The organism is Bacillus sp. UNC322MFChir4.1, assembly GCF_000746135.1.
Taxonomy (GTDB): domain Bacteria; phylum Bacillota; class Bacilli; order Bacillales; family Bacillaceae_G; genus Bacillus_A.
Map to the genome: position 1 here is coordinate 237,791 of NZ_KN050811.1, position 22,461 is coordinate 260,251.

Here is a 22,461-nt window from a genome sequence, read left to right on the forward strand (position 1 = left end):
AAAACACCGCTCATTTGGGATAGGAGGTATATCAATGAAGGTTTTTTTAGACTTAGCATGGTTTTTTAAACAAGAGAAGCGAGCGTACATAATGGGTAGTTTTTTATTGCTTGGCGTTGCTCTTCTTGAACTCGTACCGCCAAAAATAATTGGGATCATTGTTGATGAAATTAGCAATCAATCTTTAACGACTCAAAAGTTATTACAATGGGTATCAATTTTAGTTGGTGCTGGGGTATTGGTTTATATTTTGCGTTATGCATGGAGAATAATGATTTTTGGCTCTTCCTTAAAATTAGCTCGTCAATTACGGCGAAAACTGTATGAGCACTTTACGAATATGAGTCCATCCTTTTATCAAAAACACCGAACTGGTGATTTAATGGCCCACGCAACGAACGATATTCAAGCGGTACAGCAAACAGCAGGTTCTGGGGTGTTAACGCTCGTAGATTCGTTAACAGGTGGCGGATGTGTTCTTTTGGCGATGGGGTTTACAATTAGTTGGAAGTTGACGTTACTCAGTTTAATTCCAATGCCAATTGTAGCTATCTCGACAAATTATTACGGAACTTTGTTACATCGTCGCTTTCATAAAGCGCAGCAGGCATTTTCAGAAATCAATGATAAAGTTCAGGAAAGTATGAGTGGAATGAAGGTAATTCGTTCACTTGGTCAAGAAAAAGAGGACTTGCAATCATTTCGAAAAAAATCGGAAGAAGTGGTACATAAAAATATTCTCGTTGCTCGCATTGATTCATTATTTGATCCAACAATTGCTTTAATTGTAGGTTTTTCTTTTTTAATTGCAGTATGTTACGGCTCTGTATTGGTTGTTCGCGGAGAGCTTACGATAGGAGAACTTATAACATTTACTACTTATTTAGGTACGCTTGTATGGCCGATGTTAGCGTTTGGTTGGCTGTTTAATATTATGGAGCGTGGCCGTGCGTCGTATGATCGTATTCAAAATTTATTTATGCAAGTTTCTGATGTGGTAAATAGAGAAGGGGCAAGTGAAGAAGTAGCAAGTGGTGACATTGAGTTTGATATTGACACATTCTCGTATAAGAAAAATGAAGTAATAAATCTACAAGACATTCATTTTTCCTTACGAAAAGGAGAAACGTTAGGAATTGTAGGACGTACGGGATCAGGGAAAACGACATTATTAAAATGTTTAATTCGAGAATATGATCATTTTGACGGGAACATACGAGTTGGGGGAAATGATATTCGAGATTTGACACTACACGCTATTCGTTCTTCCATTTCATATGTACCACAGGATCATTTCTTATTTTCTGCAAGTATTGGTGAAAATATCGCATTTGGAAAACCTAGTGCTACATATAAAAATATTGCACATGCAGCTGCTATTGCATGTATCCATGAAGATATTACGAAATTTCCAGAAGGATATGAAACTGTTGTTGGTGAACGGGGCGTTTCTTTGTCTGGCGGCCAAAAGCAGCGTATCTCGATTGCCCGTGCATTATTAACAAATGCTGAAATTTTAATTTTAGATGACTGCTTATCAGCAGTAGATGCAAAGACAGAAGAAACGATTTTGACATCATTAAAACGTGAACGTCAAAATAAAACGACTATTATTACAGCCCATCGCTTAAGTGCGATTCAACATGCAAATTTAATACTTGTTATTGATGATGGAAAGATAGTGCAGCGTGGTACGCACGAAAGTTTAATGCAACAAGATGGGTGGTATAAGGACATGTATGAAAGTCAGCAATTAGAAGCGCTAGTTGAGAAAGGAGGAGTATGATGCAGGAAAAAAAACAAAGTGATTTATGGCGCCTATTATCATATTTGAAGCCTTATAAAAAACTGCTCACTTTTGCATTTTTATATTTAGTTGGTGCAACTATTGCGGAAATGATGGGGCCCTTTTTAATTAAGGTATTTATCGATGACCACTTAGTCCCAAAAAAATTTGAACAAAATGTGTTAATAACGCTATTTATTGTTTATGTAGTGTTTCATTTATTAAAGGTGTTGTTTACGTATTTAAATTTATTGTATTTCCAAAATATCGCCTTTAAAATTGTGCAAGATCTGCGCATAGAAGTATACGAGCATGTACAAAGTTTATCGCTTAGCTTCTTCGATCGTACACCAATTGGAACGCTAGTTTCGCGAATAACAAACGATACAGAAGCAATTAAAGATTTCTATGTAAGTGTATTATCTACCTTTGTAAAGAATATTGTTTTTTTAATTGGTATTTTAATAGCTATGTTTTTATTAGATGTGAAACTTGCACTGTTTTCATTACTACTCATTCCGATTATGATTACAATCATGGCTTTTTATCGTCGGAAAAGTTCAGTTTTTTATTTAGAACTTCGCCATCAATTAAGTATTTTAAATGCAAAATTGAATGAATCGATTCAAGGTATGAATATTATTCAAGTATTCCGACAAGAGAAACGGATGCGTAAAGAATTTGAAGAAGTGAATGAAAAACATTATGGAGCGGGGCGCCGCAATTTGAAATTAGATGCTTTGTTATTACGCCCAGCAACTGATCTTGTTCATACGTTAGCAATTGTATTGGTGATCACGTTGTTTGGAATTGATGCAATGCATAGCCCTGTTGAAGTGGGTGTATTATATGCCTTTGTAAACTACATTCATCGTTTCTTTGATCCAGTAAATGAAGTGATGATGAAATTATCTTTCTTTCAGCAAGCACTAGTATCTTCATCACGTGTGTTTCAGTTAATAGATGAAAAGGATTTAGCGCCAGTACAACAAGGTGATGCAGCCCCTATAATGATGGAAGGGGAAATTGAGTTTAAAGATGTTACCTTTTCTTATGATGGAAAACGTGATGTGCTTAAAAATGTGTCTTTCCATGTGAAGCCTGGGCAAAATGTTGCTTTTGTTGGGCATACAGGTAGTGGGAAAAGTACAATTATGAACTTATTGATGCGGTTTTACCACATTAATAAAGGTGAAATTGTAATTGATGGAGCGCGGTTAGAGAACTTTCAAGAGATGGAGATAAGAAAACGTATTGGTCTTGTATTACAAGATGCATTTCTTTTTGCTGGAACAGTGAAGCAAAACATTCGTATGTATGATGAAGGTATTACAGATGAAGAAGTGGAAGATGCTGCGAAATTTGTACAGGCAAATACATTTATTGAGCAGTTGCCAAATCAATATGATACAGAGGTGGTTGAGAGAGGAGCAGCGTTTTCAAGTGGTCAAAGACAACTTGTAGCGTTTGCAAGAACGATTGCAACAAATCCAAAAGTATTAGTGTTAGATGAGGCAACAGCAAATATTGATACAGAAACAGAAGAAGCGATTCAAACCGCATTGCAGCATATGCGAAAAGGGAGAACAACTATCGCGATTGCACATCGCTTATCTACAATTCAAGATGCGGATCAAATCTTTGTGATGCACGATGGTCAAATTGTTGAAAGAGGAACACATCAAGAATTGCTGGCGAAACAAGGGTTATACTACAATATGTATTTGCTGCAGAATAATGGGAGCCTTCAGAAAGCCTTGTGAGAATAAGGCTTAGAAGGCTTTTTCTAAAAAATAGTAGAAATAACTTGTTTATAGAAGGGGGAGTACTGCGATTCATTGCTCATAAACCCTATTCTCTATGATATAAATTCATTTTAACTTTACGAGATAGTAATCGCTGCTATGCAAAATACAACATGATCTGCACGCCGCTGCTTTTTTGTTTTAAACTTTGTATGTTGCAGATAAAGTTCCTGACCGCTTCTATGCACGACCAGATGCTCTCGCCCTCTCATAAAGAGAGGGTTTTATTAATCTATTAATATGTATTACATATTAATTATATATGTAATACATATTTCCGATATGAAGAAGATTACTATATTATATTAAATGTAACATTCGAATGTTTGATGTATTACCGGTAATATCCCTATCCCTTTTCTAAAAATGCGAACGAAACTTCCCTTTTTCTGGATGATTTGTTGTAGATTATACAGAAAATATTGTTCGATATTCATTATGGAACGTACATAATGGAAAGATCCCGATCTCATAGAGGATACCCCTAATCTTCATGTGATAATATGTACGGAAAGAAAACATATGATCGGAGAACAAAAAGCTGACCATTTCGGTCAGTTTTTTGTTGTTTCTGTTATGAATTCTTCTTTTTTAACTTCTGTCTTTAATAATAATGTTTTCCCAAAACGTCGCTGGCATTCTTCAATTATTTTTTGAATTGCCAATGTGTTAGAAGAAGCAGCGATGGTCACGGTTGCTTGTCTTGTTCCTCGATTTTTTTCACAAAATACACAATCCACAACATACTTAGAAAATTTCACAAAATCCTTCCTTTCTGTTTTTAGGAATGCGCTATCAATGAAGTTGTTGGAAATATTCGATAGATTATAAGTTTTTTCCTCTTTTTTCGAGGGGAAAATAAGTGAGATACAGAATAATATGTATGGGAGGGGGAAAGTAGTGAAACGTTGGATTGGAACAGCTGCAATTTGTATAAATGATAATAATGAAGTATTAATGGTACTACAAGGAAAGCCTGAAGAAGAAAAACTTTGGTCTGTACCTTCAGGTGGATTGGAAAACGGAGAAACGCTAGAAGAGTGCTGCATACGTGAAGTATGGGAAGAAACAGGCTATCACGTTGAAGTTATTGAAAAGGTGCATGAAAAAATAGGTGTTACGTTTAACGTCCCTGTACAAGTACATTATTATGTTGTGAAAATAGTACGGGGAGAAAGAAAAATTCAAGATCCAGATGGATTGATTTATAAAATTGAGTGGAAACGGCTGGATGAACTTATAGATCTTCCACTTTCATTTCCGGAAGATTATGAGTTGTTGCATCGATGTGTGAATATTGAATGTCCACTAGGAAATGATTGAGGCGAGAAATGCGAAAATGTACATGAACGAATTGAATAGCGAAAGAAATAAAAGAAAACGCTCTCTTATATGCGTTTTCTTTTATTTTTATAAACTCTGAAATACGATAAGTGAGCTACATATATTAATTTTTCTACATATAAGTCGCTCCTATGTAGAAAACAAAATGACCTATACTTGGCGTTCTCCTTTTGTTTTCAATCTGGCATGTGTTAGGAAAAGCTCTGACCGTTTCTATGCGTGACCAGATGCTCTCGTTCTTCTCAAAAGAAAGGGGGTTATGTCAGTTTTTTAACTTATATTTAGACTTGCTGTAATTGTTAATACCATCAATAAAATATTTAGGGATATTACCGTATGAATTCTTTAAAAATATTTGTCTTATATATCATTCTTATGTTATTAATTTATTATATATATTAATAAAAAAGGGTGTACGATATGGAATTACGGCATTTACAATATTTTATTGTTGTAGCAGAAGAGCTTCACTTTGGTAGGGCAGCTGCTCGCTTACAGATGACGCAGCCTCCGCTAAGTCAACAAATTCAACAATTAGAGAAAGAGATGGGAGTAACGTTATTTTCAAGAACGAAACGAAGAGTAGAATTAACAGAAGCAGGGGAATTATTTTTAAAAGAAGTAAAAAAAGCTTTTATACAGATTGATAAGGCAGTTGAAATTGCTCAGAGAGCGCAAAGGGGAGAAATTGGAGAGCTGTCTATTGGGTTTGTTGGATCGGCGATGTATGATATTTTGCCGCCAATTGTTCGGGAATATCGAAAAAAATTTCCAGATGTATCTGTTGTATTGCATGAATTGTCTACACCAGAACAAGTAGATGCACTTCATGACAATCGAATTGATGTTGGGATGTTGCGTCCACCTATTACAAGTCAATTATTACAGTTAGAAACAGTGCAACACCTTCCTTGTACACTTTGTTTACCGAAAGCACACCCACTTGCGAATAAACAAGCAATTTATATTGAAGATTTGCAAAACGAATCTTTTGTTTTTATTACTCGAAATGTTTGGCCGACTTTATATGATAATATTCTTTCTTTATGCCGTGATGCAGGGTTTAGTCCGCAAATTGTACAAGAGGCGACAGAATATCAAACGGTTATCGGGCTTGTTGCTGCTGGGATTGGGATAACGGTAATACCAGTGTCTGCAAATAAATTATATCAATCAGAAGTTGTCTACAAAGAAATCCGTGATTCTAAAATTGTTGCCGAATTAGCTGTTGCATACCGAAAGGCGAATATAAATCTAGAATTACAAGAGTTTTTAAGAATAGCGAGAGGCAATGTGATGACACATTTACAAAATGACGAGAAAAATGACAAAATTGTAAGAATGCAATAATGTATGTAAGAAAGTTCGATGTTTTCCTTTTTCTTTTTTTCTTATAGTGAAAAGAGAAGAAAGAATAAGGAGATGACATACTCATGGTGATACCTATTTTGATGAAAGTACAAAAAACGTGGGAGGGAAAAGAAGATGACGTTTTCTCAACTCGCGTTTAAAAATGTTAGTCGCAATATACGCGCGTATGCCGCTTATTTTTTGAGTAGTGCATTTTCAGTTATGGTTTTCTTTTTGTATGCTTTATTTATTTATCATCCTGATGTTGATGGAAGTAAAGAGTTTCCAGGAATTATTCGTCAAGGAATGCTTGTTGCGGAATATATTATTTATTTCTTTTCTTTTTTCTTTATTTTTTACTCTGTTAGTTCATTTTTAAAGCTGAGGAATAAAGAGTTTGGGATTTTTGTGATTCATGGTATTACAAGTTGGCAATTAATCCGAGTAATTTTCTTTGAAAATATGATCGTTGGTATAAGTGCTCTCATCAGTGGTATTGGTTTTGGAATTTTATTTGGAAAGTTATTTTTTCTGTTAGCTAGTACAGTAATGGGGTTGAAAAGCTTGCCATTTTATATGCCATGGCAAGCAATGAAATTAACAGTTGCTGTGTTTTTAGCATTGTTTTTCATTGTTGCTTTTACGACAAGTTTATTTGTGAAAAGTAAAAAAGTAATTTCGTTATTAAAAGGAAATAAAAAGCCAAAACCTGAACCGAAAGCATCCATTCTTTTATCAATAGTAGCGGCTATTTTAATAGCGATTGGATATTTTTTATCAATAACAGCGAATCCTGGCATTATTGCGTTTTTATTGATTCCGGTTCCAACCATTGTAATCATTGGCACGTATTTTTTATACTCGCAGCTTAGTGTGTTTATCATAACGTTTTTAAAGAAATCGAAGCCTATCTATTGGAAGAAAACGAATTTATTATCATTTTCTATGTTAGCATATCGCATGAAAGATAATGCACGTATGTTTTTTATGGTAACGATTGTGTCGACAGTTGCTTTTTGTGCCATTGGAACGTTTGCTGCTTTTATAGAAACGCAAAAGAGCGAGTCGATGAACAATATTCCATTTGCATTTAGTTTGATTACATACAATGAACATCAAGGACAGAAAGCGCAATATGAAAAGGAGATTGAAGGCACTTTTCAAAAGGAAAAGGTTACGTATAAAAAAATAAGCGTACAGTTGCAATTTCAATCTATTTCTAACGATTCGCAACCAGCTGTAATCATGAGTCAGAATGATTATAATAAGTTTGCCAAGCAGCTTGGTTACGAAACGGTGGCATTAACAGGAAATAAAGCCGTTCGCGTTCCTTCTTTTGGAATGGAAAATAGTGTTGTAGATTCTTCTAAAGAATCAGATGTAACTTTGAAAGAAAGTGGAAAACAAATTCATGTTTCTTCAATGTTGAAACAGAATATTTTTTCAGGTGGTGTATTTCCTGGGAAGATTTTTGTTGTTTCCAACGAAATGAACCAGCGGATTACGGGTGGGCAGAAAACAGCGAGTTATACAGGATATATAGTTAAGAGTTGGGAAGGAACGACGCAAGTAGCTGAGCGGTTAGAAAAGCAACTGAATCAAAAAGGGCAGTATGAATTTTCGTCACGTGTGATCATTTATAATAAGATTAAAGAATTGACAAGTATGATTCTATTTATCGGATTGTTTGTCGGAGTTATTTTTTATTTATCTGCCGTAAGCTTTTTATATTTCCGCTTATTTACCGACTTAGAAACGGATAAACAATATTATCAATCGCTTTTGAAACTCGGTATGGATGAAGGAGAAATGAAACAAATAATGACAGTGCAAATGGGTGCGTTATTTTTCATTCCGATTGTTATCGCTATTTTGCATACGAGTGTTGCCTTTACAACATTGCAAACATTATTTATAACACCAATTTTTCGGTCTTCACTGATCGTCATTGGACTATTTTTACTCGTCCATATAGGTTACTTTTTATTATTAAGAAGATGCTATTTTATACAATTGAAAAAGAAAATTATGTGATGATATCGCTGCATTTGATTTCAATACAATGAGATTCAACTGAAGTGAATGGCAAAGTATAAGTACTTTGAAAGGTAACAGAAAATGAAAACCGGACTTCTTAGTGAAGTCCGGTTTGTTATGCAGCAACTTTTTTATGTGTATGCTGCCTTGTGTATTGTCCGCGCATTTTATAAGCAATTTGTGGAATAGTAATACCGATAAGAATAAGGGCAACTCCAAGCCATTGTGAAGTCAGTACGGCTTCTTTTAAAAGAAGTACTGACATGATTGTTGTAACTGGAAGTTCAGCAGCACCTAAAATAGTTGCTAAACCAGAACCGATCTTAGGAATACCAATTGTAAAAGTAATAGTTGGAATGACAATACTAAATGTCCCTAATGCTAATCCATATTTCCAAAGTCCACTTGCAAGTGTGCCGTTATATATAAATGTTGGTGGGAAAATAATCATTACTAATGTTAACGCGCCGGCCATAAGTGTTAAACCGCGAGGCAATGATGGAACTTCTACCGCTACTCTTCCGCTCACAAAAATATAAAAGGCAAATGCTATTGCTGATAATAATCCGAAGAAAATTCCTCTCATGTCAATTGCTCCTGCTGATTGTTCAAGTAATCCACTTGAAAGAAATGTTCCGACGAGTAAGAATAGTACAGAAATCAATTTTTCTCTAGAAGGTAATGTTTTCGTTGCAACTGCTTCAATGATAATGCCGATCCATACGAATTGAAACAGCAGAACAATACCTATTGAAGCGGGTACAGTTTGTAATGCACCGTAATAAAAAATACCTGTTAAACTAGCTGATGTTCCTGCAATAAATAAAATAATCATTTGCTTGAATGGTACGCGATGTCTAGAGAATAATAATGTAATCGTAAGTAAAATGAACCATCCGAACAAATATTGACTTCCGATTACTTCTCCAAGCGAAAATCCTTCGCTGTATGCAAATTTAACAAAGATTGCTAAAATACCGTAACTACATGCTCCTAATAAAACGAGTAATGAATAACGAAGCATCTATATCCCTCCGATCTTTTCTATATGGTAATGTGTCCAAAAACGAACAATCATAGCTAGATGGAAGTATACAAAATTAAAAATAGAGGGTCAACTGAAAGAAAAGTGTGACATTTTATAGAATAATAATAAAAGTATGGTATTAATGCATAATGATGAAAAAAGGAGGCAGATTCATTGAGAATATAATATAAATATGAATATAACTTTCATAGTAAAAAATATTTTCTAATAGTAAATGAAGTGAAATATAAATAAAGTAACTATGTGCATACGAGGTGAAAAAATTTATAAAAAACCTCTTTTTTTCGGTTGGCGAGAGCATCTGGCTATGTATAGGAGCGGTCAGGGCCTTTTTTTGCCACGTGCAAGAGTTAAAACAAATCACTGTCATGTTTTGTTATACATGACAGTGATTTGTATGTTGGGAAGTCAAAAAGGATTTATATGTAAATATGAAGAATAATATTTTAATATATTCATAGTGATAATAGTATGTTCACGAATTTTTCATGGAATTCGTTGTGAATTTTGTTACAATTAATTGAGAGGAAAGGAGGCATCATATGCAAGATATTAATATATTTTTAGCATTTGGAGCAGGTTTTTTATCGTTTATTTCGCCTTGTTGTTTACCACTTTATCCAGCGTTTTTATCATACATAACAGGAATGTCTATTTCTGATTTGAAGGAAGAGAATGCAATGCTTCGGAAGCGGAGTATGTTGCATACTACATTTTTCTTAATTGGATTTTCGATCATTTTTATTGCAATCGGTTTTGGAACAAGTTATGTAGGGAAGTTTTTTGTAGATTATCAAAATTTAATTCGTCAATTAGGAGCAATTTTTATCGTTGCTTTTGGTCTCGTTATAACAGGGGTGTTTAAACCAACATTTTTAATGCAAGATCGTAAATTTACATTTAAAAGTAGGCCGAGTGGTTATTTTGGCTCTACTTTAATCGGAATTGCATTTGCTGCTGGGTGGACGCCTTGTACAGGGCCGATTTTAGTATCGGTTATTGCGCTTGCGGCAACAAACCCGCAATCGGCGATGTTATATATGATTGCTTACATACTTGGTTTTGCAATTCCATTCTTTATTTTATCATTCTTTATTACGAAGATGACGTGGATTAAAAAACATAGTGCAACGTTCGTTACAATCGGTGGCTATATTATGATTGCAATGGGTGTATTACTATATTTTAATGGCCTTACAAAAATTACAATCTTCTTTTCGGATTTATTTGGTGGATTTAAAGGGTTTTAGTTTTTTTTGTTGAAGAGTTGGAAATACTAACAAAAATACATATAATAGTAAAACTATATTTTTGATATTTCCAAAACAAAGGGTGAGTGCGAATGAATTTAGCTCTCTTATCAAGTATTATTGCAATTTGTATGGCAGTTGGAGCCATGTTTATTCGTTTGAAGGCAGCAAAGAAACCAGCAACTTTGAAAAAAATTGTTCTTCCACCAATCTTTATGAGTACAGGAGCTTGTATGTATCTGCTTCCTGAATTTCGCTTAACAACATCAGAAATATTAGAAGCAATTGCTGTAGGATTAATTTTTTCAATCTTTCTTATTAAAACGTCAAAATTTGAAATGCGTGGACAAGAGATTTATTTAATACGTTCTAAAGCGTTTATCTTTATTTTAATTGGTTTACTTGTTGTTCGTATTGCATTTAAATCATATTTAAGTCAGTCGCTTGATGTAGGGCAACTAAGTGGAATGTTTTTCTTACTTGCGTTTGCAATGATTGTATCTTGGCGCATTGCAATGTATCGTTCCTTTACGAAATTGCAAAAGGAAATGAAAAAACAGGCAGAGTTTTATGATGAAAAAGATATGAAGTTAACGTGAAGAGTGAAAGTTCGATAAAAAACAACGTCTAATAGGTAACGGGTTCGGTTTTTGAGTACAAAATAGCAATTAGAATATATTTTAGAGACACAATTTACATATGAATTGGTGTCTCTTTTTTTATTGTTAAATCAATCTTTTAATGAAATTAACACACTAATTAGCAATACTTTTAGCAAAACAATTAACGAGATCACATAAATTTATGCGGTGCTGTTAAAATTAGTGCTAAAACTGGTGCTAATTTTTTTGAAGGTAAATGGAAATTTAATGTTAAAATATTTAGAGGGATTGTGAAATAATGTTCTTCAACTAACGGACAGTTTAGTTGAAGAAAAGGGGGAGAAAAATATGAGTGAGCAAGTTCAATCTTTAAATGAACTTATTGATTTAGAAGATGGATTGAGATTAGTTTATCAAGAACCCAAAGAATACATTCGATATTATTCCATTTATTATGGACAAAAATATGCAGACTACTTTTTTAGAAGGTCCTCGGAGACGTTATTGGAAATTTCATCCATTTTTGACTGTGGATATTTAATTATGAATGACGAAAACATCATTGGTGGTGTTTCCCTAAAGCCAAATTTTATGTCAGATTTATTTGTTGTTCCTCCTTATGAGGATTATGAAGGATTAGCCCACAAGCTTTTAAACCATTTAAAAAAGGTATCGAAGACTGAAGAGAAAATCATTCTGAGAGACATTGTAGAAGAACACGTACCAACTTATGAACAAAAAGGATGCCAGGTTCATGAAGTTAATTATTGGATGATTCGTCCAACACAATCATTAAAGGCAATGCTTCCTGAAGGGTATATCTCTAAATCTGTTTTAGGTGAAGATATAGATGATATAGCATGTTTAATTATGAAATCCTATAAAGCAAATCCAGCTTTTAAACAAATCGGACCCAAAGAGGATTATACTAATCACGTAAAGGACTTCATAGGAAAATATCAAAATAATAAAATCATGGATGAGTGTTCAAGAGTTATTATAGAACAGGGCACGAACAACATTGTTGGTGTATGTCTGCACATGGAATTTGAAGACTATCCTCTAATCATGAGTTTAGCCGTAGACCCTGAACATCAACATAAAGGTCTTGGCCGATTTTTGTTAACCCATTCTATAAACATATCGAGTAAAGAGTACCCAGCTACCCGTTTAGCTGTAATCAAAGATAATCCAGCGATTAAGCTTTATGAAGATCTTGGATTTATTAGAAGTAAAGCTTTAACTGATATGTATGTAGTATGATTGAATAAAAAAAGATGGGGTTATAGAATCTCAAGGTATTTTAGATGAAGTATTACACACTTCTAGTGAATTAAAATATATTATTGATTAAGCAGTTTAGTAAAAAAGATTGCCTGTAGAACTGGCAATCTTTTTTCATTAATAAAGTAAATAATAGATTTACCCCGCTATTCGTACGTTAGGATTGAGAAAAAAGCAGGAAAGATAGGTGGGGAACAACTTATTTTGCAAGCAAAGACTTGTAATTAGAGTAATCAATTTGCTTTTCATTTAATTTTTTTATTAAAAATTTATGATCTCGTTTTGGAGTTGCTACAATATATCCTTTAATAATTAAATCTTCAGTTATTTTTGATGCTTTTTCTTCTAAAGCTAACTCTCCAATTTTACCGGCAATTTTCGATTTTGCAACATCGCGGAAAAGTTCAGGGACTGGACTGACGAGTTCTTCTAATAATTGTTTTTGCTCTTCATCCCATAAGTGCCGCGTTTCATTAATGTAATGCTCTTCCCAATCCAAAATAGACATGCCATCTTCTTTTGGTAATCGTTTTAAGAATTTTCGGAACATGAAATATCCACCAATGGACATAAGTCCTAGTAAAATTACTGTCCATATGACAATAAACCAACTGAACCATCCTTCGAGCAAGTAGAACCCTCCTTTATGATATGTATAAGTTAAAAATCTGACATAAAAACCCCTTAATTTTTTGGGGAGGACGAGAGCATCTGGCCGTGCATAGAAGCGGTCAGGGCCTTCTCCTGCCACATACGAAGTTTCAAACAAAGGGAGCAAACAAGTAGCGGTCATGTTGAATTGCTGTATAGCAACGACTTATGTTTTTGGAAATCAAAATGAATATATAGAGTAGTTTTCCTTTACTAGTATTATAAGCATTGAGATTGATAGAAATCAAGAACGCTTGGCCAATATGACCAAGCGTTGAAAGTTAAACGAAGTATAATTGTTCAACATATAAAATTTCATTATCATCTTCTAAATATTCAATGATAAGCGTGCCAACTTTGCGATCTTTGTCATCGGTAGTGAAGATAGAGTAAGAAGTAAAGCGTGCTGCTGATAAGCCGCTAATATGTGTAGGAAGGGCAATATATTCGTTGTCTTGAAAGAAAGTCATTAGTTCCATGTCTTCAAACTGCTTGCGATTTTCAACTGTTGCTCCAGTATAATGCTTTTGTAATTGCTTCAATGTGTAGTTCCATGATTGTATTTTTGTGTCGTATACCATTGTTCAAACTCCTTACTGTATGTAATAAAAAGAACATATGTTCCTTTTTATTATACTCCTTTTAAAAGAAAAGGAAAAGCAAAAAATAATGTAAGCTTGGACTTCCAAGCTTACATAGCGGAAAAATACGTTCAATTTAGTCTCTGTTTTTTATTATAAGACAGATAGAAAAAGGAAACAAGGTGATAAGTATATTGCCTATAATTTCGAAAATTATATATAATTAACAAGGAAGATTTTGGTGAGGAGGGAAATTATGAAAAATATTGGACTTATTGGTGGGATGAGCTGGGAATCAACTGTAGAGTATTATCGGGTTATTAACGAAGAAGTAAAAAGAAAATTAGGAGGATTGCATTCAGCAAAATGCCTTTTATATAGCGTTGACTTTGAAGAAATTGAGCGTTATCAATCAAAGGGTAACTGGAAACAAGCTGGTGAAGTATTAGGTGAAGCTGCATTTTCATTAGAAAAAGCTGGGGCGGATTTCATTGTCATATGCACAAATACGATGCACAAGATTGTAGATGACATAAAAGAAAAAATTAATATCCCTATTTTACATATTGCCGATGCTACAGCTAATGAAGTCAAAAAGGAAGGAATTAACACAGTAGGTTTACTTGGAACAAAATATACAATGGAGCAAGAATTTTATAAATCTAGATTAGAATCGAACGGCATAAAGGTGATAGTTCCAAATGAAAATGATAGAGAAATTGTAAATAAAGTAATATTTGAAGAATTGTGTTTAGGAAAAGTGTGTCAAAAATCAAGGGATTATTACAAAGAAGTGATTGAACGTTTAGTTGGTAACGGAGCTGAGGGAATTATATTAGGTTGTACAGAAATCGGATTACTAGTTAATCAAGAGGATGCTAGTGTTCCATTATTTGATACGACTTTCATACATGCTGTTGAAGCTGTTAATAAATCTTTAGACGATTGAGTGAATTCAGCGAGAACTATGGAAATATCGTTTGCAGGTTATTTTTTATTTAATTGTTTCAAAAGAAGTGCTACAAAAAAATTTGATATAAGACAACAAAGCGCATTTGAAGAACAAATGAAATTAATAGAGATAGAGAAAAGATAGTATGAACAATTTCTAGTTACATATTTGAATGTAGATGCAAAGTCAGTAGAGGAAGTAGAATATTGTTTTATAAAATGGTTAGAGGAGACCGGGATATGAAGAAAAAAATATTAGTTTTAATTTATCCCGCATTAACGGGCAGTAATACTCCCACCTCAAAATTCAGCGAAAGCAAAGAAGTTAGGTGAGAGATAAACTGCCCGTAAAAGCCCGATTGGTTCAACTAATAATCAGTGGGGGATGAAGAAAACCCCCACTGATTAAAGTTTCACTTTATAAAAGAAAGCTGTCTTTAGAATAAGTAGTTCTATTTTTGAGGAGAAACATTGTAAATAGCATATGAATCAGCATATCAATTAACTTAGAAATTGATATGCTTTTTTGTTGATATAACAACACTTTTAATAAAACATGTTTAAAATAACATAGCAAATAGCATTACAAATAACAGAGTGACAATAGCTATTGTCATCGTGCGAAATAAGGTGTTAATTATAATGTAAATTGCTATGTTAATTTTTAAGTTCGTTATAAAAAACAGAAAGGAACTTGCACTTGCTTGCTCCTTTTGTTTTAAACGCCGCACGTGGCAAAAAAAGGCCCTAACCGCTTCCATACACGGTCAGATGCTCTCGACCCCTCCTAAAAAAGAGGTTTTTATGTCGGTTTTTAATTTTGATTTATTTAAAACAATATAATTAACCATTGACGATTTAAGCGTTTTCATATATTCTTAAATTAAGAAATATTTAAACTATTCAAAAGAAAAGAGAGAGTCACATGCTTCTTCATGGAACACAACGAATTGGTCGCATGGCGATGCTGCTTGCACTTGCGGAGGAACACGAGAGTCCCATTTTATCTCTACCTAAAGGATGGAAGTATTGTACGGGAAAAGTCGGTTCAATGAATTCGCAAAAAGTTGTTGCCGCAATGGAAACAGCTGCACGTAGTAACCATGTTATTGAAACAGACGTTTACAGAGAAACACATGCGCTTTACCATGCAATTATGGAAGCGTTGTACGGAGTAACGAGAGGACAAATTCAGTTAGCAGACGTTCTTCGTACAGTAGGGCTTCGATTTGCAATCGTGCGCGGCACACCATACGACGGTGAGAAAGAAGGCGAATGGGTTGCTGTTGCATTATATGGTACGATAGGTGCGCCTGTGAAAGGATCAGAGCATGAGGCGATTGGATTAGGTATTAATCACATATAAAAAAACTGCCCATAGTTTATTAGTTAATAGGGGGCCTTACAACTTTTTAGGACATTCGTCTGTCTTAAAAAAGTAAGGCCCCCTTGTGCTGTTTAAGGGAGGAAAATCATGATTACATTAACTGGACATTCATTAACACTGCAAGAAATGAAACGAATAATGTTTGAAGGAGAGCAGGTAACTGCTTGTTCAAATAGTATGCAAAAAGTTACAGAATGCAGGCAAGCAGTAGAACAGATTGTTGAAGAAGGGAAAGTCGTTTACGGCATTACAACAGGTTTTGGGAAATTTAGCGATGTCTTTATTCAAAAAGAAGATGTGAAAGCACTTCAACATAACTTAATTCAATCTCATGCATGTGGTGTTGGTGAACCTTTCTCTGAAGAAGTGTCACGCGCTATGCTTGTGTTGCGTGCGAACACAATGCTAAAAGGGATTTCTGGTGTTAGACCACTTGTTGTAAATATGCTTCTTGAACTTGTAAATCGTCAAATTCATCCCGTTGTTCCGCAGCAAGGTTCACTTGGAGCGAGCGGTGATTTAGCACCTCTTTCGCATCTTGCGCTTGCTTTATTAGGAGAAGGGGAAGTGTTTTATAAAGGTGAGCGTGTCCATACGATGATCGCTCTAACAAAAGAAGGATTAGAACCAATTACATTAGAAGCAAAAGAAGGATTGGCTCTAATTAACGGGACACAAGCAATGACAGCGCAAGGTATTGTTGCTTATTTAGAAGCTGAAGCAATTGCTTATCAAGCTGAATTAATTGCTTCGATGACAATTGAAGGGTTACAAGGCATTATTGATGCATTTGATGAAGATGTTCATCTTGCACGTGGATATAAAGAGCAGGTAGAAGTTGCGAATCGAATTCGTAATGTGCTTCATGATAGCAAACTTGTTACGAAACAAGGAGAACTTCGTGTACAAGATGCGTATTCACTTCGCTGCATCCCGCAAGTACACGGAGCATCTTGGCAAGTATTGAATTACGTGAAAGAAAAATTAGAAATTGAAATGAATGCTGCAACAGATAATCCACTTATTTTTGACGGCGGTCAAAAAGTGATTTCAGGCGGTAATTTCCATGGGCAGCCGATTGCATTTGCGATGGACTTTTTAAAGGTTGGAATGGCAGAACTTGCGAATATTTCTGAACGTCGCATTGAGAGACTTGTTAATCCGCAGTTAAACGATTTACCACCATTTTTAAGTCCAGAACCAGGTCTTCAATCTGGTGCAATGATTATGCAGTATGCAGCGGCAGCACTTGTTTCAGAAAATAAAACGTTAGCTCATCCAGCGAGCGTAGATTCCATTCCATCATCAGCAAATCAAGAAGATCATGTAAGTATGGGAACAATTGCGTCGCGTCATGCACATCAAATTATTCAAAATGTACGCCGTGTATTAGCAATTGAAACGATTTGTGCGATGCAAGCAGCTGAGTACCGCGGTGTTGAACAAATGAGTTCGCAAACGAAAGCATTTTATCATCAAGTTCGTCAAATTGTACCATCGATTACAAACGATCGTATCTTTTCAACCGATATTGAAAACACGGCTCATTGGTTAAAAACAACGAATTGGACAATGGACCGTTTAAATGCAAATACAACACTATAATAAGGGAGAGATGACAATGGAAAACGTAAAACAAACTATTCGTGCGCCAAGAGGTACTGAATTAAATGCAAAAGGTTGGGTACAAGAAGCAGCACTTCGTATGCTTATGAATAATCTTGATCCTGAAGTAGCAGAAAAGCCAGAAGAGCTTGTTGTATACGGTGGTATCGGCCGTGCTGCTCGTAATTGGGATAGCTATCATGCAATTGTAGAATCTCTTAAAAATTTAGAGAGCGATGAAACGTTATTAGTTCAATCTGGGAAACCAGTAGCAATTTTTAAATCTCATGAAGATGCACCGCGCGTTCTTCTAGCAAACTCAAACTTAGTGCCAAAATGGGCAAATTGGGAGCATTTCCGTGAGCTTGATCAAAAAGGCTTAATGATGTATGGCCAAATGACAGCTGGTAGCTGGATTTATATTGGTACACAAGGAATTTTACAAGGAACTTACGAAACATTTGGTGAGGCAGCACGCAACCATTTTGGCGGTTCATTAAAAGGAACGTTAACAATTACTGCTGGTCTTGGCGGAATGGGCGGAGCGCAGCCGCTTGCTGTTACAATGAACGGCGGAGTTGTCATTGCAATCGACGTTGATAAGCGCAGCATCGATCGCCGCATTGAAAAAAGATACTGTGATATGTATACAGAATCTCTTGAATACGCATTAGCGGTTGCGAAGGAGTATAAAGAAAAGAAAGAGCCGATCTCGATTGGATTATTAGGGAATGCAGCTGAAATTTTGCCAGAGCTTGTAAAACGCGGCATTACACCAGACTTAGTAACAGACCAAACATCTGCTCATGACCCATTAAATGGTTATGTTCCAGTTGGTTATTCATTAGAAGAAGCAGCAGTACTTCGTCAAGAGGATCCAGATCGTTATGTTCAATTATCAAAAGAAAGTATGAAAAAGCATGTGGAAGCAATGCTTGCTATGCAAAAGAACGGTGCAATTGCATTTGATTATGGAAACAATATTCGCCAAGTTGCATATGACGAAGGCTTAAAAAATGCATTCGATTTCCCAGGATTCGTTCCGGCATTTATTCGTCCATTATTCTGTGAAGGAAAAGGACCATTCCGCTGGGTAGCACTTTCTGGTGATCCAGAAGATATTTATAAAACAGATGAAGTGATTTTACGTGAATTTGCTGATAATGAGCATTTATGTAATTGGATTCGTATGGCACGTGACCAAGTTGAGTTCCAAGGACTTCCATCCCGTATTTGTTGGTTAGGATACGGAGAGCGTGCGAAGTTTGGCCGCATTATTAACGAAATGGTAGCAAAAGGTGAATTATCTGCACCGATTGTTATCGGTCGTGACCATTTAGACTGCGGATCTGTTGCTTCGCCAAATCGTGAAACAGAAGCAATGAAAGATGGCAGTGATGCGGTAGCTGACTGGCCAATTTTAAATGCGTTAATTAACAGTGTAAACGGTGCAAGCTGGGTGTCTGTTCACCACGGCGGCGGTGTTGGTATGGGATATTCTCTTCATGCGGGAATGGTAATTGTTGCAGATGGAACAGAAGCGGCGGCAAAACGAATTGAGCGCGTGTTAACTTCTGACCCTGGAATGGGTGTTGTTCGTCACGTTGATGCTGGCTATGATCTTGCAGTGCAAACAGCAAAAGAAAAAGGCGTTAACATTCCGATGATGAAGTAAGGAGGGAAAACTATGTTAGACATTCTATTAACGAATATTGGTCAATTATTAACAATGGATCAAGAAGATGGACTACTAAGACGGGAAGGGATGAATACGCTTCCTGTCATTGAAAACGGTGCGGTAGGTATTGAAAATGGTGTGATCACTTTTGTAGGAACAATGGAATACGCAAAAGAGTTACATGCAAAAGAAGTTGTGGATTGTAAAGGGAAAATGGTTTCACCAGGTCTTGTTGATCCGCATACACACCTTGTATTTGGCGGTTCTCGCGAAAATGAAATTGCTCTGAAATTACAAGGTGTTCCGTATTTAGAAATTTTAGAACAAGGCGGCGGCATTCTTTCCACTGTAAATGCGACAAAACAAGCGACGAAGGAAGAGCTTGTTGAAAAGGCAAAATTCCACTTAGACCGTATGTTATCTTTTGGTGTAACAACAATGGAAGCGAAGAGCGGCTACGGATTAGATGATGTAACAGAGTGGAAACAATTAGAGGCGGCAGCAGAGGTTCAGAAACAGCATCCAATTGATGTTGTGTCAACATTTTTAGGAGCTCATGCAGTGCCAAAAGAGTATAAGGGAAAATCGAAAGAATTTTTACAGTGGATGCTCGATTTATTACCGGAAATTAAAGAAAAACAATTGGCAGAGTTTGTTGATATTTTCTGTGAAACAGGAGTATTCTCTGTTGAAGAGTCAAAAGAATTTTTACGAAAAGCAAAAGAACTTGGTTTTGATGTAAAAATTCATGCAGACGAAATTGATCCGCTTGGCGGTGCAGAAGCGGCAGCTGAAATTGGTGCAGCATCGGCTGATCATTTAGTCGGGGCATCTGATAAAGGAATTGAAATGTTAGCAAATTCGGATACAGTTGCTGTATTACTTCCAGGGACAACATTCTATTTAAATAAAGAAAGTTTTGCTAGAGGACGTAAAATGATTGATGATGGTGTAGCGGTGGCTTTAGCGACTGATTTTAATCCTGGTAGTTGTCCGACTGAAAATATTCAACTAATTATGAGCATTGCGATGTTGAAACTAAAAATGACACCAGAAGAAGTGTGGAACGCTGTAACAGTAAACTCAGCATATGCGATTAATCGCGGTGATGTTGCTGGGAAAATCCGTGTTGGGCGTAAGGCAGATATCGTATTGTGGGATGCATACAATTATGCGTATGTACCGTACCACTATGGTGTTAGCCATGTAAATACAGTATGGAAACAAGGGAATATGGCATATACACGAGGTGAAAAAGCTTGGAGCAAGACCACTATTTAAAGAAAAATGCAAAGTTTATAGACCGTGAAGTAACGAAATGGAGCGATATCATTAAGAACTGGGATGAAAGTGAAGAAATCTTCGGCGGGGCATTAATTGGTGCTCCGCTTTCAAAACCATCCATTAGTCATTCAGGTGCATGCTTTGCACCAAAAACAATTCGAGCAATGTTAGATGCGTATAGTACGTATGCAATTACAGAAGAGCATGATATGAAAGAAAGTGTCCTCTATGATTGCGGTGATATTACAATGCACGTTACGGATATAAAAGAAAGTCATGTTCGCATTGCGAAAACGCTAGAAAGTCTTACAAAATCGAATCCACAGATGGTGCCGATTGTTCTTGGCGGAGATCACTCGATTAGCTTTCCGAGTATAAGTGGGTTTGCAAGCAGCAAAGGAAAAGTTGGAATTATTCAATTTGACGCTCATCATGATTTACGTAACTTAGAAGACGGAGGACCATCAAACGGGACACCGTTTCGCAGTTTACTAGAAAATGATGTTATTACAGGAAAGCAATTAGTACAAATTGGAATCCGAAACTTTTCTAATGCTCATACGTATCATAAATATGCAAAAGAGCATGGTGTAACGGTATATACGATGCAACATGTGAGAGAGCGTCATATAAAAGATATAATTAGAGAAAGTGTTGAATTATTGCGTCGTCAAGGGGTAACATCTATTTATGTATCTGTTGATATGGACGTATTAGATCAAGCATTTGCGCCGGGATGCCCAGCGATCGGTCCAGGTGGTATGGATAGTACGACATTATTGGATGCAATGACAGTGCTTGGACAAGAACCACTTGTAGCAGGTATGGATATTGTGGAAATCGATCCAACTCTTGATTTCCGTGATATGACGAGCCGCGTTGCAGCACAGGTCATTATGAGTTTTTTACTGGCACGTGAAACGGTACGTAAGCAAGTAAATATATGAGATAAAGGAGCCAATTCGAAATTTCGTTTTAACGGAATAACGAGTTAGCTCTTTTTCGTTCTATATATACAAGTTACAAAAACGACATAAAAACTCCTTTCTTTGATTAAAGTTTCACTTTATAAAAATGTTGTTTTAAAATAAAATCGTACTTATTTCTCAACTAATCAAATAGATACATATGGTAAAATTACATTTGGATGTAAGTCCAATATAAAAGTAAAATGGTTATCAAGTCGAAGAAAGGCACTCAAAAGAGTGCTTTTTCTTTACAAAAAAATAGACTACTCCTTTTTCTCTTTCATATTGTTTAATAATAAACAAAAATTCAAGGAGGTTATAGTTTTGAAACGGTTATTCCTCTGTATGGAACGAGAACTTGTTGTCTTAGAAGAAAAAAACGAAGCGTATCAAATTCAATACCATTTACAAGGTATGCAGCCTACCTGTATTGCGGTAGACCCATTTCAATCCAACCGTATATATTGCGGTACGTTTGGCCGGGGGTTATGGTTAAGTGACGATAGGGGGGATTCTTGGAGACCGATTGGCGATTCTTACCGTTACTTTGATTTCCCTAAAGAAGATGGTATTTTACATTCTTCTATTACTGCGATAACTGTAAGCTCCAATAAGAAAGTTAATGGCTATGGCGTCGTTTATGTCGGTACAGAACCTAGTGCCTTATTTTCCTCAGAAAATGGTGGTGAAACGTGGAACGAATGTAAAAACATGAAATCATTACTTTCTTCATATACGTGGGCATTCCCCCCTCGTCCTTTCACGCATCATGTACGATGGATTACAGTTGATCCAAATAAACAAGATACGCTACATGTATCAATTGAAGCCGGGGCCGTTATTCAAAGTA

General features: G+C 35.7%; 19 protein-coding genes. 15 read left to right on the forward strand and 4 right to left on the reverse strand.

Features of this window, described 5'->3' with window-relative positions; translation table 11 throughout:
• The first annotated feature begins 34 nt into the window (after nucleotides 1-34).
• A complete protein-coding gene (locus BR72_RS21855) occupies nucleotides 35-1,786 on the forward strand; it encodes an ABC transporter transmembrane domain-containing protein (protein WP_035436972.1) in 1,752 nt (583 codons plus the stop codon).
• Nucleotides 1,786-3,549 carry an ABC transporter ATP-binding protein gene (locus BR72_RS21860; RefSeq protein WP_035436975.1) on the forward strand — a complete coding sequence of 588 codons (1,764 nt, stop codon included), beginning with the start codon at nucleotides 1,786-1,788 and terminating at the stop codon, nucleotides 3,547-3,549. The genes BR72_RS21855 and BR72_RS21860 overlap by 1 nt, the downstream gene beginning before the upstream one ends.
• Before the next feature lie 596 nt (nucleotides 3,550-4,145).
• Here BR72_RS21860 and BR72_RS21865 read toward each other — a convergent pair.
• On the reverse strand, nucleotides 4,146-4,352 hold the full coding sequence (locus BR72_RS21865) for a DUF3903 domain-containing protein (protein ID WP_035436977.1): 207 nt from the start codon (nucleotides 4,350-4,352) through the stop codon (nucleotides 4,146-4,148).
• Between the two features lie 139 nt (nucleotides 4,353-4,491).
• Between BR72_RS21865 and BR72_RS21870 the strand changes: the two genes are divergently transcribed.
• From BR72_RS21870 to BR72_RS21880, 3 genes are all read left to right on the forward strand, one after another.
• On the forward strand, nucleotides 4,492-4,914 hold the full coding sequence (locus BR72_RS21870; RefSeq protein ID WP_035436978.1) for an NUDIX hydrolase: 423 nt from the start codon (nucleotides 4,492-4,494) through the stop codon (nucleotides 4,912-4,914).
• A gap of 441 nt (nucleotides 4,915-5,355) precedes the next feature.
• The gene (alsR, locus tag BR72_RS21875; protein WP_035436980.1) at nucleotides 5,356-6,285 is read left to right on the forward strand and encodes an acetoin biosynthesis transcriptional regulator AlsR; all 930 of its coding nucleotides are present in this window, start codon (nucleotides 5,356-5,358) and stop codon (nucleotides 6,283-6,285) included.
• A 135-nt stretch (nucleotides 6,286-6,420) separates the two neighbouring features.
• Nucleotides 6,421-8,319 carry an FtsX-like permease family protein gene (locus BR72_RS21880; protein ID WP_035436982.1) on the forward strand — a complete coding sequence of 633 codons (1,899 nt, stop codon included), beginning with the start codon at nucleotides 6,421-6,423 and terminating at the stop codon, nucleotides 8,317-8,319.
• A gap of 118 nt (nucleotides 8,320-8,437) precedes the next feature.
• Here the strand turns inward: BR72_RS21880 and BR72_RS21885 are convergent, their stop codons facing one another.
• A complete protein-coding gene (locus tag BR72_RS21885) occupies nucleotides 8,438-9,346 on the reverse strand; it encodes an EamA family transporter (protein ID WP_035436984.1) in 909 nt (302 codons plus the stop codon).
• Between the two features lie 566 nt (nucleotides 9,347-9,912).
• On the opposite strand from BR72_RS21885, the gene BR72_RS21890 reads away from it, so the two are divergent.
• The 3 genes from BR72_RS21890 to BR72_RS21900 all read left to right on the forward strand — a co-directional run bounded on the left by BR72_RS21890 (nucleotide 9,913) and on the right by BR72_RS21900 (nucleotide 12,485).
• A complete protein-coding gene (locus tag BR72_RS21890) occupies nucleotides 9,913-10,620 on the forward strand; it encodes a cytochrome c biogenesis CcdA family protein (RefSeq protein ID WP_035436985.1) in 708 nt (235 codons plus the stop codon).
• Nucleotides 10,621-10,712: 92 nt separating this feature from the next.
• Nucleotides 10,713-11,219, forward strand: coding sequence for a CcdC family protein (locus tag BR72_RS21895; RefSeq protein WP_035436986.1), 507 nt, complete (start codon nucleotides 10,713-10,715; stop codon nucleotides 11,217-11,219).
• 351 nt (nucleotides 11,220-11,570) lie between these two features.
• Entirely contained in the window at nucleotides 11,571-12,485 is a 915-nt protein-coding gene (locus tag BR72_RS21900) for a GNAT family N-acetyltransferase (protein WP_035436988.1), read from the forward strand.
• A 220-nt stretch (nucleotides 12,486-12,705) separates the two neighbouring features.
• Here the strand turns inward: BR72_RS21900 and BR72_RS21905 are convergent, their stop codons facing one another.
• Together BR72_RS21905 and BR72_RS21910 are read right to left on the reverse strand one after the other, a co-directional pair.
• Complete coding sequence (locus BR72_RS21905; RefSeq protein WP_035436990.1) at nucleotides 12,706-13,137, reverse strand: DUF2621 domain-containing protein; 432 nt, start codon at nucleotides 13,135-13,137, stop codon at nucleotides 12,706-12,708.
• A gap of 301 nt (nucleotides 13,138-13,438) precedes the next feature.
• Nucleotides 13,439-13,738: a hypothetical protein gene (locus BR72_RS21910; RefSeq protein WP_035436993.1), complete on the reverse strand. Its 300-nt coding sequence runs from the start codon at nucleotides 13,736-13,738 to the stop codon at nucleotides 13,439-13,441.
• Nucleotides 13,739-13,994: 256 nt separating this feature from the next.
• Between BR72_RS21910 and BR72_RS21915 the strand changes: the two genes are divergently transcribed.
• From BR72_RS21915 to BR72_RS21950, 7 genes are all read left to right on the forward strand, one after another.
• Nucleotides 13,995-14,687: an aspartate/glutamate racemase family protein gene (locus tag BR72_RS21915; protein WP_035436996.1), complete on the forward strand. Its 693-nt coding sequence runs from the start codon at nucleotides 13,995-13,997 to the stop codon at nucleotides 14,685-14,687.
• A gap of 927 nt (nucleotides 14,688-15,614) precedes the next feature.
• Nucleotides 15,615-16,055, forward strand: a complete 441-nt coding sequence (hutP, locus tag BR72_RS21925) for a hut operon transcriptional regulator HutP (RefSeq protein ID WP_035437001.1) — start codon at nucleotides 15,615-15,617, stop codon at nucleotides 16,053-16,055.
• 108 nt (nucleotides 16,056-16,163) lie between these two features.
• Complete coding sequence (gene hutH, locus BR72_RS21930; RefSeq protein WP_035437005.1) at nucleotides 16,164-17,681, forward strand: histidine ammonia-lyase; 1,518 nt, start codon at nucleotides 16,164-16,166, stop codon at nucleotides 17,679-17,681.
• A 16-nt stretch (nucleotides 17,682-17,697) separates the two neighbouring features.
• Nucleotides 17,698-19,356 carry a urocanate hydratase gene (gene hutU, locus BR72_RS21935; RefSeq protein ID WP_035437008.1) on the forward strand — a complete coding sequence of 553 codons (1,659 nt, stop codon included), beginning with the start codon at nucleotides 17,698-17,700 and terminating at the stop codon, nucleotides 19,354-19,356.
• Between the two features lie 12 nt (nucleotides 19,357-19,368).
• Nucleotides 19,369-20,640 carry an imidazolonepropionase gene (hutI, locus tag BR72_RS21940; RefSeq protein ID WP_035437010.1) on the forward strand — a complete coding sequence of 424 codons (1,272 nt, stop codon included), beginning with the start codon at nucleotides 19,369-19,371 and terminating at the stop codon, nucleotides 20,638-20,640.
• Nucleotides 20,619-21,590: a formimidoylglutamase gene (gene hutG, locus BR72_RS21945; RefSeq protein WP_035437012.1), complete on the forward strand. Its 972-nt coding sequence runs from the start codon at nucleotides 20,619-20,621 to the stop codon at nucleotides 21,588-21,590. The genes hutI and hutG overlap by 22 nt, the downstream gene beginning before the upstream one ends.
• 345 nt (nucleotides 21,591-21,935) lie before the next feature.
• The coding region (locus BR72_RS21950) for a WD40/YVTN/BNR-like repeat-containing protein (RefSeq protein ID WP_035437090.1) at nucleotides 21,936-22,461 on the forward strand (526 nt) is incomplete at its 3' end.